This window comes from Hymenobacter nivis, assembly GCF_006439025.1.
GTDB classification, from domain to species: domain Bacteria; phylum Bacteroidota; class Bacteroidia; order Cytophagales; family Hymenobacteraceae; genus Hymenobacter; species Hymenobacter nivis_A.
Map to the genome: position 1 here is coordinate 492753 of NZ_RCYZ01000002.1, position 12964 is coordinate 505716.

Annotated in this window: 12 protein-coding genes; 6 read left to right on the plus strand and 6 right to left on the minus strand. The window is 65.8% G+C overall.

Features of this window, described 5'->3' with window-relative positions:
• Window positions 1-106 precede the first annotated feature (106 nt).
• Complete coding sequence (locus EAH73_RS06645; protein ID WP_140465698.1) at window positions 107-1600, plus strand: GH3 auxin-responsive promoter family protein; 1494 nt, start codon at window positions 107-109, stop codon at window positions 1598-1600.
• 13 nt (window positions 1601-1613) lie between these two features.
• On the opposite strand, the gene EAH73_RS06650 is transcribed toward EAH73_RS06645, so the two are convergent.
• The 5 genes from EAH73_RS06650 to EAH73_RS06670 all read right to left on the minus strand — a co-directional run bounded on the left by EAH73_RS06650 (window position 1614) and on the right by EAH73_RS06670 (window position 5454).
• Entirely contained in the window at window positions 1614-2279 is a 666-nt protein-coding gene (locus tag EAH73_RS06650; RefSeq protein ID WP_140465699.1) for a response regulator, read from the minus strand.
• Between the two features lie 39 nt (window positions 2280-2318).
• Entirely contained in the window at window positions 2319-3131 is an 813-nt protein-coding gene (locus tag EAH73_RS06655) for a sensor histidine kinase (RefSeq protein ID WP_140465700.1), read from the minus strand.
• Window positions 3110-3763, minus strand: coding sequence for a hypothetical protein (locus EAH73_RS06660; protein WP_140465701.1), 654 nt, complete (start codon window positions 3761-3763; stop codon window positions 3110-3112). The genes EAH73_RS06655 and EAH73_RS06660 overlap by 22 nt, the downstream gene beginning before the upstream one ends.
• A 67-nt stretch (window positions 3764-3830) precedes the next feature.
• The gene (locus EAH73_RS06665; protein WP_140465702.1) at window positions 3831-4505 is read right to left on the minus strand and encodes a hypothetical protein; all 675 of its coding nucleotides are present in this window, start codon (window positions 4503-4505) and stop codon (window positions 3831-3833) included.
• Between the two features lie 103 nt (window positions 4506-4608).
• Window positions 4609-5454 (minus strand): hypothetical protein, encoded by an 846-nt coding sequence (locus tag EAH73_RS06670; RefSeq protein ID WP_140465703.1) that lies wholly within the window; start codon window positions 5452-5454, stop codon window positions 4609-4611.
• Between the two features lie 219 nt (window positions 5455-5673).
• Between EAH73_RS06670 and EAH73_RS06675 the strand changes: the two genes are divergently transcribed.
• From EAH73_RS06675 to EAH73_RS06690, 4 genes are all read left to right on the plus strand, one after another.
• Window positions 5674-6132, plus strand: coding sequence for a 3-oxoacyl-ACP synthase (locus EAH73_RS06675; protein ID WP_140465704.1), 459 nt, complete (start codon window positions 5674-5676; stop codon window positions 6130-6132).
• 72 nt (window positions 6133-6204) lie between these two features.
• Window positions 6205-7236, plus strand: a complete 1032-nt coding sequence (locus tag EAH73_RS06680; RefSeq protein ID WP_140465705.1) for an MBL fold metallo-hydrolase — start codon at window positions 6205-6207, stop codon at window positions 7234-7236.
• Window positions 7237-7475: 239 nt separating this feature from the next.
• On the plus strand, window positions 7476-7823 hold the full coding sequence (locus EAH73_RS06685) for a DoxX family protein (protein ID WP_140465706.1): 348 nt from the start codon (window positions 7476-7478) through the stop codon (window positions 7821-7823).
• Window positions 7823-8158, plus strand: coding sequence for a DoxX family protein (locus EAH73_RS06690; protein WP_140465707.1), 336 nt, complete (start codon window positions 7823-7825; stop codon window positions 8156-8158). Before EAH73_RS06685 ends, EAH73_RS06690 begins: the two co-directional genes overlap by 1 nt.
• 34 nt (window positions 8159-8192) lie before the next feature.
• On the opposite strand, the gene EAH73_RS06695 is transcribed toward EAH73_RS06690, so the two are convergent.
• Window positions 8193-10220 (minus strand): OmpA family protein, encoded by a 2028-nt coding sequence (locus EAH73_RS06695; protein ID WP_240047163.1) that lies wholly within the window; start codon window positions 10218-10220, stop codon window positions 8193-8195.
• Window positions 10221-10515: 295 nt separating this feature from the next.
• Between EAH73_RS06695 and lon the strand changes: the two genes are divergently transcribed.
• On the plus strand, window positions 10516-12942 hold the full coding sequence (gene lon / locus EAH73_RS06700; RefSeq protein ID WP_140465949.1) for an endopeptidase La: 2427 nt from the start codon (window positions 10516-10518) through the stop codon (window positions 12940-12942).
• Window positions 12943-12964 lie beyond the last annotated feature (22 nt).

Sequence of the window (12964 nt, forward strand, 5' to 3'; positions counted from 1 at the left end):
AGTGAGTGAAGGTGTGGGCAGGAAACGGAGCCCCCGGGTTTAGGTTGCCGCGGGGCCCCCGGGCGTACTTTCGCCGGGCGTTCAACAGGGCGTGCTTGTTCAGCTTATGGGAATAAAATCAGCCTTGAGTCGGCCCCTGGCGACCTACGTTGCCCACCGCGACCGGCAGTGGCAGCGCGCGCCGGTGGCCACGCAGCTGCGGCTGCTGGGCCAGCTGGCCGCCGCCGGGGCCCCCACGGCCTTCGGCCAGGCGCACGGCCTGGGGGCCCTGCGCACGCCCGCTGACCTGGCCCGCTTAGTGCCCGTACGCGACTACGAAGGCCTCAAGCCGTACTTTGACCGCACCCAGGCCGGCGAGGCCGACGTGCTCTGGCCCGGCCGACCGCTGTACCTGGCCAAAACCAGCGGCACCACCAGCGGCACCAAGTACATTCCCATCACCCGCGCCAGCATCGGCAACCACATCGGCGGGGCCCGCGACGCGCTGCTGCACTATGTGCACGCCACCGGCCGCAGCCAATTTTTGGATGGTAAGCTCATGTTTCTCAGCGGCTCGCCGGCCCTGGAGCAGCACCACGGCATCGCCACCGGCCGCCTCTCGGGCATCGCCAACCACCACGTGCCGGCCTACCTGCGCCGCAACCAGCTGCCGAGCTACGAGGCCAACATCATCGAGGATTGGGAGGCTAAGCTCGACCGCATTGTGGAGGAAACGCTGCCCGAAGACCTGACCCTGATTTCGGGCATCCCGCCCTGGGTGCAGATGTACTTCGACAAGCTGCTCCAAATTACTGGGCGGCCCATCAAGGACGTTTTTCCGAACCTTAACCTGTTCGTGTACGGCGGCGTCAACTTCGCGCCCTACCGCGCCAAGCTTTTTGAAAGCCTTGGCCGGCCCATCGACAGCATCGAGCTGTTTCCGGCCTCCGAGGGCTTCCTGGCCTTTCAAGACGAGCCCGGCAACCCCGGCCTGCTGCTGCTGCTGAACAGCGGCATCTTTTTCGAATTCGTGCCCGCCGAACGGTTTTTTGAGGAAAATCCGCCCCGCATCACCATCGCCGATGTGGAGCTGGACAAGCAATACGCCGTCGTCCTCACCTCCAACGCCGGCCTGTGGGGCTACTCGCTCGGCGATACAGTGCGCTTCGTGAGTTTGGCCCCGCACCGGGTAGTGGTCACGGGCCGCCTCAAGCACTTCCTCTCGGCCTTCGGCGAGCACGTTATCGGCGAGGAAGTTGAAGGGGCCCTGCGCGAGGCCATGCGGCAGTTTCCGGCGGTGGAAGTGGTGGAGTTCACCGTGGCCCCGCTCGTGAGCGCTGACCCCGCGCAGCCCTCACGCCACGAGTGGCTGGTGGAGTTTGCCAGGGCCCCGGCCGATGCCGCCGCCTTCGCCGGGGCCCTGGACGGGGCCCTGCGCCAGCGCAACACCTATTACGACGACCTGAGAAAAGGCAACATATTGGTGCCCTTGCAGCTCACGCCGCTGCCGCCCGGTGCCTTCCAGCGCCACATGAAGCGCCTGGGCAAGCTCGGCGGCCAAAACAAAGTGCCGCGCCTGAGCAACGATAGGGCCCTGGCGGACGGCCTATTGCAGGCGTAGTAAAATTATTAGCTCACGTGTCCAGCAGGCCGTGCCGCACGGCGTACACCACGAGGCCGGCCGAGTTGGGGGCGTGGGTTTTTTCGAGCAGGTTTTGGCGGTGGCCTTCCACGGTGCGGCGGCTGATGAAGAGGCGGTCGGCAATTTCGGCGGCCGTGCGGCCCTCGCAGATGAGGCGCAGGATTTCCTCCTCGCGCGGGGTAAGCTGCACCAGGGCCGAGAGCGCCGGCACAGCGGGCGGGGCGGCGGGGGCCCCGCGCAGCAGCGCCCGCGCCATGTGCGGCGTGACGTGGTGGCCGCTCGTGAGCACGTCTTCCAGGGCCTGGCGGAGCTGGTCCTGGTCGGCGTCTTTGGGCAGGTAGCTGCGGGCCCCCAGCTTCAACATTTGGGTGATGAACTTGTCGGCGGAAAACATCGAGAGGACGATGATTTTCAGGTCGGGAAATTCGGCGAGCAGGGTTTTGGCCACTTCGGGGCCATCCATGCCGGGCATTTGCAGGTCGAGGAGCAGCACGTCGGGCAGGCGCTGGCGGCAGAGGGCCAGCAGCTCCGGAAATGCGCCGGCCTCGTCCACGGCCTCCACGTAGGGCAGGGCCTGCAAAATGTAGCGCATCCCCTGCCGAAACAGCGGGTGGTCGTCGAGCAGCGCAATGCGAACCGGGAAATCGGGGGCGGGCATAATGGGTAGGAAGGACAGAAACGGGAGGAAAGCGCGGGCCTACACCACGAAGGCCGCGGGCAGCTCGACGCGGGTGTGGGTGCCCTGGCCGGGGCCCGAGGCCCGGTGCAGGCGCGCCCGCAGCAGCTGCACCCGCACGTCGATGCTGCGCAGGCCCACGCCCGGGGCGGCCAGCGCGGGGGCCCCCGGCGCGGGCAGCGCAAAGCCGCAGCCGTCGTCGTCCACGGCCAGGGTGAGCAGCGTGCCGCGCTGGCGCAGCTGCACACCCAGGCGCGTGGCCCCGGCGGCGTGCTTGAAGGCGTTGTGCATCAGCTCCTGGCAAATGCGGTAGAGGGCCAGCTCCTGGGCCAGGGCCAGCGGGCGGGGGTACTCCACCTCCAGGGCCACGGCCAGCGTGCCGGCCTCGTTCGATACGTCGACTAAGTGCTGCAAGGCCTCGGCCAGGCCAAAGCGGGCCAGCACCACCGGGTAGAGGCTGTGCGACACGGTGCGCACGTCCTGCACGGCGGTGCCCATTATTTCCTTCACCAGCCCGAGCAGGTCGGTGCGGTCGGCCAGGGGCTGGGGGCCCTCCAGGCGGTGCACCAGCAGCTTGGCCGTGGCAATGGTCGAGCCGATGCCGTCGTGCAGGTCGCGGCCAATGCGCTCCCGCTCCAGCTCCTGGGCCTCCACAATGGCGGCCAGCAGCGCCTGCTGGTGGGTAGCCTCGGCCGCTTGCAGGCGCAGTTGCTGTTGCAGCAGCCGCTTCTGGTACACCACCAAAAACAGCACCAGGCCCCCCGCCGCCAGCAGCATAAACGCAATGCCGCCGAAGAACAACGAGGCGAAGGTTACTTCCGGGGGCGAATCCATAGGGCGGTGCAGTAGCAGGCGTACAGCACCACGTTGAGCAGCGTGTGCACGGCCCAGGCGGCCGTGCTCAACTGGTTGGAATAGTGCGTGAGCAGGTAGTTGCTGAACAAAAAAATCTGAATGCTGCCCAGGGAGTTGATGACGATGCCGGTCGAAACCCAGAACATGGGCTCCTGGTCCAGGCGCGTTACGCGCAGCTCGCGAAGCAGCTTGCGAAAGTACAGCCCCACCAAGCTCAGCACCAGTACGCTCTCCACAATTTGTAGGGCAGGCTTAAAGCGGGCCACTTCGGGGAAGAGCCAGCCATCGAGCACGCAGTAGGCCACAAAAGCCCCGGCCAGCCACGGCCGCCACCGCGAAAAGGCCGGCCACTGCAACGCCCGGTCGTAAACCAACGCCAGAAACCATATCTCCACCGCCGCAAAAATTGGAAACAGGAACAGGTTGGGCTGGTGGTGGCGGTGCAGCCAATCGGAGGCAATTTCCGTGAGCACATCCAGCCCCAAAAACACCACCAAGCAGCGCAGCTCCGGTGGCAGCTGCCGGAACCGCACCACGCCGCTGAGGAACGTGACTGCCAGCGCGAACTCCATGAAGCGCGCTACGAATACAAATAAGGCGTCGCTGGTCATGCCGCTTACGGGTAGAGTAAGAATAGGTGAGCCATCCGCAGCGCTGTTTACGCCCCGGAATGGTTTCCTAGCAATGCGGCGGGCAAGGCTGCGACATGTCAAAGAACGGGTCGTCGGAGCCGCCGGCCAGCTTTTGAGGGTCGTGGAGGCGCAGCACCAGCCCGAAGGTCTGGGCCAGGGGCCCTTCAACGGGATAGTACTCGTGCAGGCCGAAGCTAATGCGCAGTGTTTGGTCGCCGAAGGGCTGGGCGGCGAACAGCGGCTCCAGGAAGTCGCCCGCGTCGAAAGTGTAGCCTTGCAGGGGCCCGTAGGCGGTGGCAAACAGGGCGGGCGTGATGGCCGGCGCGGCGGTCCAGTGGTGCAGCCAGGCCTTCACCAAGTCGTGCGGCACTTGGGTGGCGTGCAGCGCGTCCCTGGTAGGATACTCTTCAGTCTCGGCCAGGTAATAGGCCGACAGGCGCTGGCCGGCGGCATCGGCGGCGAACAGGGCCAGCGCGAAGCGCGCCGGGTGGCCTTGGTGGGCAATGGCCAGAAACCGGGTTCTGACGGCGACGATGCCTACCGTTGATACCAGCCACACCAGGTGCTGGATGGACAGGCTCGCATAAGTGCGGCGGCCGTGGCCGGGCGCGGCAAAGCAGTTAGCCAGCGCGTCGCCCCCGGGGCCCCCGGCAATTTTCAGCCACTCGGCGCTGTACTGCTCGAACTGTTCGGGGGTAAGAATACTCGGAATAACAGACATTTATTCGGGGTGAATAAGGTAAACTTTATAAAGGTATAAGCAGCTAGCAATCAATAATTAGTAATCAACTAAGGCCAACCAGTTTTGCCTGATTGGGAGCGGGTTAGGCGGGGCCGGCCGCAGGGTGGGCCAGCACCACGCGCTGGCCGGGCGTGGGGGCGGCTGGTTGGGCGTACACGGCCAGGGGCCCCCGCACGTCGCGGAACACCAGCTCGGCCAGCTGGCAGGGAGCCGGCTGGCCGGCCGCTGGCGGCGCGGGCCCGATGGCCACCTGGGGAGCCTCGGCGCCCACCGTTCCCAGGCAGTGGTACTCCTGGCAGAGCAGCGAAAACGTGGAGCCGCGCACCACCACGGCGGCCCCGGGGTGCAGCACCAGCCGCCGCACGTTCAGCACCACGTAGGGGGGCAGGGCGGTGGGGGCCCAGGCCTCGGCGGCGGGCGTGCTCACGTCCCACTGCTCGCCGGGGCCCAGCACCTTCGTGTCGATGGACACGGCCTGCACGTGCACGGGCCCCTGGGGGACCGCCAGCTGGCCGCCGGCAAACACCAGCGCGCCGCCTTTGCCCGGGCCGGGCCCCGGGGCCGGCTGGTAAAAGCCCGGCACCGGGTGCGGCAGCAGGGCTGCGGCGGGCAGCAGCCGGAGCGCATCGGCGGTGGCGGCGGTGAAAAACCGGTGTTCCTCCAGCCCCTGCGCCAGCGCGTCGAGGTGGTGGCCCAGCTGCTGGGCCCGGCGCAGGAACTCGGCGCGCTGGGCGCTTTTCAGGGCGGGGAGGTTGGCGAGTTCGCGCGGCGACATGGGAGCGGAGTGAAAAGGAATAACATTGGCGCGGCGGGCGCCGTCGGCCGCCGCGGGGCCCGCCGCGTCGAAGTTCTTTTGCCGCTGCTGCCAGCGCGGCGGGCGGCGCGCCGGGGCCTCATTTTCAAGCGCTAGCTCAGGCAGGGGGCTCATGTAGGAAAGGCGAGGGTGGAGAGTGGTGCGGCGCGCGGCAGGGCCAAAAGCGGAGCTCCGCGCCGGCCCGATTGCATGGGTTCAATTTTGCAATGCAAAGAACCAAGACGCGGCCAGCTGTTTAGCGCGTAGAATTACCCGATTTTGGTGCCCGCCGCAGCAGCGCGGCGGGTGTTGGGGCCCGGCCGGGCCTACTTTTATTGTTTCCGCTTCGCTCCCATGGCCGATTCGTTTTCCAAGCCCGCCCTGCACGCCGCCTGCCAGGCCTTCATCGAGCAGCGCATGGCCGCCGCTGCCCTGGCCATGCAGGCCGCCCAGGAATCGGCCAATTCCGACACCAAAAGCAGCGCGGGCGACAAGTACGAAACCGGCCGCGAAATGGCCACCCAGGAGCGCGACCGCAACGCCGGCCAGCTGCACCAGGCCCGCCAGCTGGCCGCCGAGCTGGCCCGCATCAGCCCCGACGCGCCCTGCGACGCCGTGCGCCCGGGGGCCCTGGCGCACACCTCGCTGGGCTGGTTCTACCTGGCCATCAGCGCGGGCCGGCTGGTGGTGGGCGGGCAGGAGTGCTTCGCCGTGTCGGGGGCCGCGCCAGTAGCCCTGGCCCTGAAGGGCAAGCGCGCCGGCGAGGCGGCCGTGTTCAACGGCAAAACGGTGCAGGTGCTGGCCGTTTCGTAGGGGCCCTAAAACATAGCGGGGCCCCGGCCGTCTGCGCCCCCGCGGGCCAGGTAAGGGCCCCGCTTCTTACGAATGAAAATCCTTGGTAAAGCCCCTTCGGCGGCGCAGGCCCGGCAATTTGCGGCGCTGCCCAACTTCGAAGGCGGCAAGTTTCAGAACCCGGGCGGCGTGCGGTTCAGCGTCGGCGATGCGCCCATGGGCAAGCTGCTGCGGGGCTACCTGAACCGGCCCAAAACCAGCCGCCCCAGCCGGCCACTGCCGTGGGTGGCCACCAACCTGCGGGCCCCGGGGCCCTTCGCGCGGCCCACCCTCACCTGGTTCGGTCATTCGTCGTACCTAATTAAATACCAAGAGCTTAATATCCTGGTAGACCCCGTGTTCAGCGGCAATGCCTCGCCGGTACCGGGCTCGGTGCGGGCCTTTGCGGGCAGCAACGGCTACGGCGTGGCCGACTTGCCGCCCATTGATGTGCTGGTGCTCACCCACGACCACTACGACCACCTCGACTATGCCACCGTGGCGGCGTTGCGCCCCCAGGTGGCCCGGGTGGTCACGGGCCTGGGCGTGGGGGCCCACCTGCGCCACTGGGGCTACGCCGCCAACCAAATTACGGAGCTGAACTGGCACGATACCGCCGCACCATTGCCCGGCGTGCAGCTCACGGCCGTGCCGGCGCAGCACATGTCGGGCCGCGCCTTTTCGCCCCAAAACACGCTGTGGGCCGCCTTTGTGCTCCAGCTGGGGCCCTACCGCCTGTACTTAGGCGGCGACAGCGGCTATGGCCCGCACTTCCAGGAAATCGGGGCCCAGTACGGCCCCTTCGACCTGGCCCTGCTCGAAAACGGGCAGTACGACGAGCTGTGGCACCCCATCCACACCCTGCCCGAAGAAACGGCCCAGGCCGCCCGCGACCTGCGCGCCGCCGTGCTCTGGCCCGTGCACTGGGCCAAATTCACGCTGGCCTACCACGCCTGGAACGAGCCCATCGAGCGCCTGCTGCCCGCCGCCTGGGCCCTGGCGATGCCCGTCACGGTGCCCCGCATCGGCGAGCCCTACGCCGTGGGCGACCCGGTGCGGCAGGAGCCGTGGTGGGAGTTGGAGTAGGCATTTTTTGGGTTGGGGCCCCTGGGGCTATAAAATGGGATACCCCGTTCGGCGTTCGCACCGCAACGGCGTTGGACTTCGTTCAGCCGCGCTGGAGCCTAAACATTTGGGCGGCCGAAGGGCTTTGTTATCAAACCTATGCACTGCGTCGGGCCCTGAAATTGGCGCGGCATGGCCGGTAGCTACCCGAGCCAACGCGGCAACGGAGCCGGCCACCGGGGCCCTAACCGAAAACCAGTATGAACACCGCCGCCCACATCGCCCAACTCGTCGTCGCCCTGTCGGTCATCTTCGTGTGGGTGTTCCGCTTCGACAACATCGTGCTGGAATTCAAGCAGTACGGCCTGAGCGACCAGACCCGCACGCTGGTGGGCTCCACCAAAATTGCCCTGGCCACCCTGCTCATTGCCGGCATCTGGTACCCGGCCCTGGTGCTGATACCGGCCCTTGTCATGGCCTTTCTGATGCTGGCCGCGCAGTACTTCCACCAAAAGGTGAACAATCCGCTCGTTAAGCGTGCCCCTTCGTTTATTCTGCTGGTGCTGAGCTTGTTCATTGCCTACGCGGCCTTGCACCCCGCCGCGTAATGTCCCTGCTAACCGTCCTGATTCTAGTTTCAAGCCTGTCCTTTCTGGGCTATGGCGTCGCCTATTTCATGTCGCCCAACATGAAAGCAGAGTTCAAGCGGTTTGGGCTAGAAAAAGAGGGAATCATTGCCATTGTCTTCGAGTTGCTGGGGGCCGTGGGCCTGCTGGTGGGCCTGAAGTACAACATCATCCTCCTCATCTCGTCCGGCGGCTTGGCCCTACTGATGTTCCTGGGCGTGGGCATTCGCATCAAGGTAAAGGATGGCCTACTAATTTCGCTGCCGGCCTTTGCCTTCATGCTGCTGAACGCCTACATTTTCGCCAAGGCGTTGTAAAACAGGCCGATGATGTAGGGTCCTGGCTGGGGCCTTATTTCCATGCCCCGCCGGCCGGCGCGTCGCCTTCGGGCTTGAGAATGCGGAACTCCACGCGGCGGTTCACGCGGGCGTCGGCCTCGTTGGCCTCTTCCTTCAGGGGTTGGGAGCTGCCGTAGCCGCCGCTTTCGAGGCGGGCGGGCGCAATTTTACCCCGCCGCTCAATGTACCGGCGGATGGCCTCGGCGCGGGCCTGCGAGAGGAGCAGGTTGGCGTCAGGGTCGCCTTGAGCATCGGTGTGGCCCGCAATGGCGAGGCGGTAGGTGGGGTGGTCGGCCAGAAAGGTTGTGAGCCGGTCGAGGGTGGGGTGCATGGCCGCCAGCACGTTGGCCTTGCCGGCCTCAAATTCGATGTTGCGGAACACCAGCGGCAGCTTGTAGTTCAGGCTGTTGGTGAGCAGGCTCAGCACGGTGTCGCCCTTCAGCTCAAATTTCTTCTCGACGCTGAAAAAATCGGGGCTCTGGATGAGCAGCACGTAGTGCGAGCCCTCCATGAGCTCAAAGTCGAAGCTGCCGTCGGGCCGCAGGTACTTGCTGGCCACCTCCACGCCGTTGTCGGTATCAATCACGCTCACAATGCCTTGCAGCGGCTTGTTGCTGACGGAGTCGCGCAGGATGCCGGCCACGGTGGTGGTGGCCAGCGGCTGGGCCTCCATGGGCAGCGGGAAGGAGTAGAGGTCGAGGTTGCCCACGTCGGTGGGCTCGGAGCGGGCGTAGTACAGGTTCTTGCTTTCGCGGTCGATGGTGAAATAGTACTCCGGGCCCTTGCCGTTCACCAGGGGCCCAATGTTGCGGGGCTCCTGCCAGCGCCCTTGCACGCGGTAGGTTTTGTAGATATCAAAGTCGCCGAAGTTCAGCAGTTGCCCGCGCGAGCTGAAGTACAGCACGTGGTAGAGGGGGTGGTAGAAGGGGCTGACCTCGCTCTCGCGGGTGTTCACGGTGGGCCCCAGGTTTTGGGCGGGGCCCCACTGGCCATTCTTCTGGCGGGCGGTAAAGTAAAGGTCGCTGGCCCCAAACCCGCCCAGGCGGTCGGAGGCAAAGTACAGCGTGTCTTCGCTTTGCGAGAGCGCGGGCTGTGAGTCCCAGGCCACCGAGTTCACGGCGGGGCCCAGGCTGCGGGGCACGCTCCACTTATTGTCTTTGCCCAGCTTGGCCGTGTACAGGTCGCAGTTGCCGTGGCAGGTGGGGCACTCGCAGCGGGCAAAAAAGATGGTGCGCCCGTCCTTGCTAAAGCAGGCCGAACCTTCATTATAAGGGGAATTGATGGGCTTGGGCAGCGGCTCGGCATCGGTCCAGCTCACGCCCTCGCGCCGCGAGGTGTACAAGTCTTCGTCGACGGTGCCGGCCAGGCCCCGGCGCTTGCGCTTGCTGCTGAAAAGCAGCAGCGAATCGCGCCCGGCCAGGGTGGGGCCGTAGTCCGGGGCCTTGCTGTTCACGGCGTCGCCCATGCTCGTGTACACGCCCTTGGGCGGGTGGAACGTATTGAGGTTCTTGCGGTACTCTACCAAGTCGTAATACGTTTGCAGGGGCACGTACAAGGCAGTGCTTTTTTGCTCCAGCGAATCGTAGTACAATTGCACTTTGGTAACATCCGTCCGGCGATGTTTTAAGGCCAGGCGGTAGTAGGCCTTGGCCTTCACCAGCTGGCTGTCGCGCTCCAGCAGCTGGCCCATGCGCCAGAGCAGCCCGGTGCCGCGCCCAAAGTTTTCGGGCCCGAACCGCGCCACGTAATCTTCGAGCAATAGCCGGGCTTGGTGGTAACGGCGGCGCTTTTCGGCGTGGGCGATGGCGCGCAGGGCTTTTTTGTCTTCGTAGAAGCGGTACTTATTAATGTACACAAAATCGGGGGTGCCGTCGGGGCGCAGGCGCAGCGACTGGCTGGTGCGGCTGCTCAGGCCGCGCACTTTGTAGGCCCCGGGCGCAATGGCCGGGCGCGGTGCCTGGGCCCAGGCGTGGGGCCCCAGGGCCAGGCCCCACGCAAAGGCGAGCCACCGCAGCGCCCGCCGACAAAACATTACAGGCATGGCCCGGAGACAAAGAGTTGAATAGCGAACGCAAGTTGTCCAAAAAAATATAATTATCCGGGTAAGCGCCGCTTTGGCATTGCCCCGGCTTTGGCACGGCGCTTGACCCGCCAGGGCCGCCGGCGGGTGTATCTTGTCGGCTCGTTATGTATGCGCGGCGGGCTGCCACTCTGGCACCCGCCGCGTTCGTCCCTTGATCCTTTCTGCCATGCACCTGGCTTCTGTTTCCATCGCCGCGCCGCGCCCCCAGGGGCTGCGTGGCGAAGCCAACCCCCAACCCGAGGCCATTGCCATCATGGCTGCCGACCCCGACCACCTGCTCAACGGCGACGACGCGCCCGCCAAGCTGCCGCTGCTGCCCGTGCGCAACACGGTGCTGTTTCCGGGCGTGGTGCTACCCGTCACGGTCACCCGTAAGAAAAGCGCCAAGCTGGTGCGTGCCATCTACGCCAGCGGCGACAAGCTGCTGGGCGTGGTGGCCCAACGCAGCCCCGACGACGCCGAGCCCACCGTGGCCGAGCTGCACCCCGTGGGCACGCTCGCCCGCATCCTCAAGCTCATCGACCAGCCCGATGGCCAGGTCACCATCATCATCCAGGGCCAGGTGCGCTTCACCATCGAGGAGGAGCTGAGCTACGCGCCCCGCCTCACGGCCCGGGTGCAGTACTTCGCCGAAACGTCGCTCAACACGGACGTGCCCGCCGATTTTGCCTTGCTGCAAAGCCTGCGCGAGGCCGCCGGCAAGGTGGTGGAGCTGAGCCCCGAAATCCCGTCGGAGGCGCGCAACATGCTCGAAGGCATTCAGTCGCCGGCCTTCCTCACGCACTTTTTGTGCTCCAACGTGCAGCTCGACTTGGCCGCCAAGCAGCGCCTGCTCGAACTGAGCGACCCCGAGCAGCAGGCCCGCCAGCTGCTCGAAGCCCTGCTGAACCAGGTGGAGTTGCTCGAAATCAAGCAGGACATCCGCACCAAAACCCACACCGGCATCGACGCCCAGCAGCGCGAGTACTTCCTGCGCCAGCAGCTCAAAACCCTGCAGGACGAGCTGGGCCAGGAGGGCCCCGACCAAGACATCGGCCGCTACCGTGACCGGGCCCTGACCAAAAACTGGCCCGAGCCGGTGGCCCTGCACTTTGCCAAGGAGATGGAAAAGCTGGCCCGTACCAATCCCATGGCGCCGGACTTTTCGGTGATTTCCAACTACGTGGAGTTTCTGCTCGACCTGCCCTGGAACGAGTACACGAAGGACAAAATCAACCTCAAGCAAACCCGCAAAATCCTCGACGCCGACCACTTTGGCCTCGAAAAGGTGAAGGAACGCATCCTCGAGTACCTGGCCGTGCTTAAGCTGAAGCAGGATTTGAAGTCGCCGATTCTGTGCCTGTACGGCCCCCCCGGCGTGGGCAAAACCTCCCTTGGGCGCAGCATTGCCACGGCTTTGGGCCGCAAGTACGTGCGCTTGAGTCTGGGCGGCGTGCGCGACGAAGCCGAAATCCGCGGGCACCGCAAAACCTACGTGGGGGCCATGCCGGGCCGCATCATCGCCCAGATCAAAAAGGCTGGGGCCAGCAACCCGGTCATTATTTTGGACGAGATTGACAAGGTGAGCGCCGACTTCCGCGGCGACCCCAGCTCGGCCCTGCTCGAAGTGCTCGACCCGGAGCAGAACTCGACCTTCGTGGACAACTACCTGGAGGTGGAGTACGACCTGAGCAAGGTGCTGTTCATTGCCACGGCCAACTCGCTCGACACCATCCAGCCCGCCCTGCGCGACCGGATGGAAATCATCGACCTGACCGGTTACACCCAGGAGGAAAAGGTGCAGATTGCCAAGAAGCACCTATGGCCCAAGCAATTGCGCGAGCACGGCCTGGGGCCCCAGGAAGTAAAAATCAGCGACGGGGCCCTGCACCGCGTGGCCGACGACTACACCCGCGAGAGCGGCGTGCGCGGCCTCGAGCGCAAGCTGGCTGCCCTGACGCGCAACCTGGCCCGCCGCAAGGCCGGCAAGGAACCCGTGCCCGCCGCCCTCGACCCCGCCGAAGTGCGCCGCATCCTGGGGGCCCCCATCTACGACCGCGACATGTACCAGGACAACGACACGGCCGGCGTGGTGACGGGCCTGGCCTGGACGAGCGTGGGCGGTGACATCTTGTTCGTGGAGAGCCTTTTGAGCCGCGGCCGGGGCAAGCTCACGCTCTCGGGCCAGCTCGGCGACGTGATGAAGGAATCGGCCATTACGGCCCTGAGCTACCTGCGCAGCCGGGCCGACGAAATCGGCATCGACTACCGCTTGTTCGACCAGTACGACCTGCACATTCACTTCCCCGAGGGGGCCGTGCCCAAGGACGGGCCCAGCGCGGGCATCGCTATTTTTACCAGCATGGCCTCGGCCTTCACCCAGCGCCGGGTGCGCCCGCGCCTGGCCATGACCGGCGAAATCACGCTCCGCGGCAAGGTGCTGCCCGTGGGCGGCATCAAGGAAAAGCTGTTGGCCGCCCGCCGTGCCGGCATGACGGACATTATGCTGTGCGCCAAAAACCGCAAGGACGTGGAGGAAATTATGCCCGACTACCTCCAAGGCCTTCACATTCACTACGTCGACCGCGTACTGGACGTGCTGGGCGTGGCCCTGCTCGACGAATTGGTGCCGCACCCCCAAAAGCTGCCCGTGCGCGACGAGCCGGTGCCCGCCCCGGGCCCCAGCGTGGAGGTGCAGTAGGGGAGATGCTAAAAGGTAGGGT

What these genes read in the sequence shown, in the direction of transcription:
- EAH73_RS06645 (WP_140465698.1), top strand. Translation starts at nt 107, where the DNA reads ATGGGAATAAAATCAGCCTTGAGTCGGCCCCTGGCGACCTACGTTGCC.
- EAH73_RS06650 (WP_140465699.1), bottom strand. Translation starts at nt 2,279, where the DNA reads ATGCCCGCCCCCGATTTCCCGGTTCGCATTGCGCTGCTCGACGACCAC.
- EAH73_RS06655 (WP_140465700.1), bottom strand. Translation starts at nt 3,131, where the DNA reads ATGGATTCGCCCCCGGAAGTAACCTTCGCCTCGTTGTTCTTCGGCGGC.
- EAH73_RS06660 (WP_140465701.1), bottom strand. Translation starts at nt 3,763, where the DNA reads ATGACCAGCGACGCCTTATTTGTATTCGTAGCGCGCTTCATGGAGTTC.
- EAH73_RS06665 (WP_140465702.1), bottom strand. Translation starts at nt 4,505, where the DNA reads ATGTCTGTTATTCCGAGTATTCTTACCCCCGAACAGTTCGAGCAGTAC.
- EAH73_RS06670 (WP_140465703.1), bottom strand. Translation starts at nt 5,454, where the DNA reads ATGAGCCCCCTGCCTGAGCTAGCGCTTGAAAATGAGGCCCCGGCGCGC.
- EAH73_RS06675 (WP_140465704.1), top strand. Translation starts at nt 5,674, where the DNA reads ATGGCCGATTCGTTTTCCAAGCCCGCCCTGCACGCCGCCTGCCAGGCC.
- EAH73_RS06680 (WP_140465705.1), top strand. Translation starts at nt 6,205, where the DNA reads ATGAAAATCCTTGGTAAAGCCCCTTCGGCGGCGCAGGCCCGGCAATTT.
- EAH73_RS06685 (WP_140465706.1), top strand. Translation starts at nt 7,476, where the DNA reads ATGAACACCGCCGCCCACATCGCCCAACTCGTCGTCGCCCTGTCGGTC.
- EAH73_RS06690 (WP_140465707.1), top strand. Translation starts at nt 7,823, where the DNA reads ATGTCCCTGCTAACCGTCCTGATTCTAGTTTCAAGCCTGTCCTTTCTG.
- EAH73_RS06695 (WP_240047163.1), bottom strand. Translation starts at nt 10,220, where the DNA reads ATGCCTGTAATGTTTTGTCGGCGGGCGCTGCGGTGGCTCGCCTTTGCG.
- lon (WP_140465949.1), top strand. Translation starts at nt 10,516, where the DNA reads ATGGCTGCCGACCCCGACCACCTGCTCAACGGCGACGACGCGCCCGCC.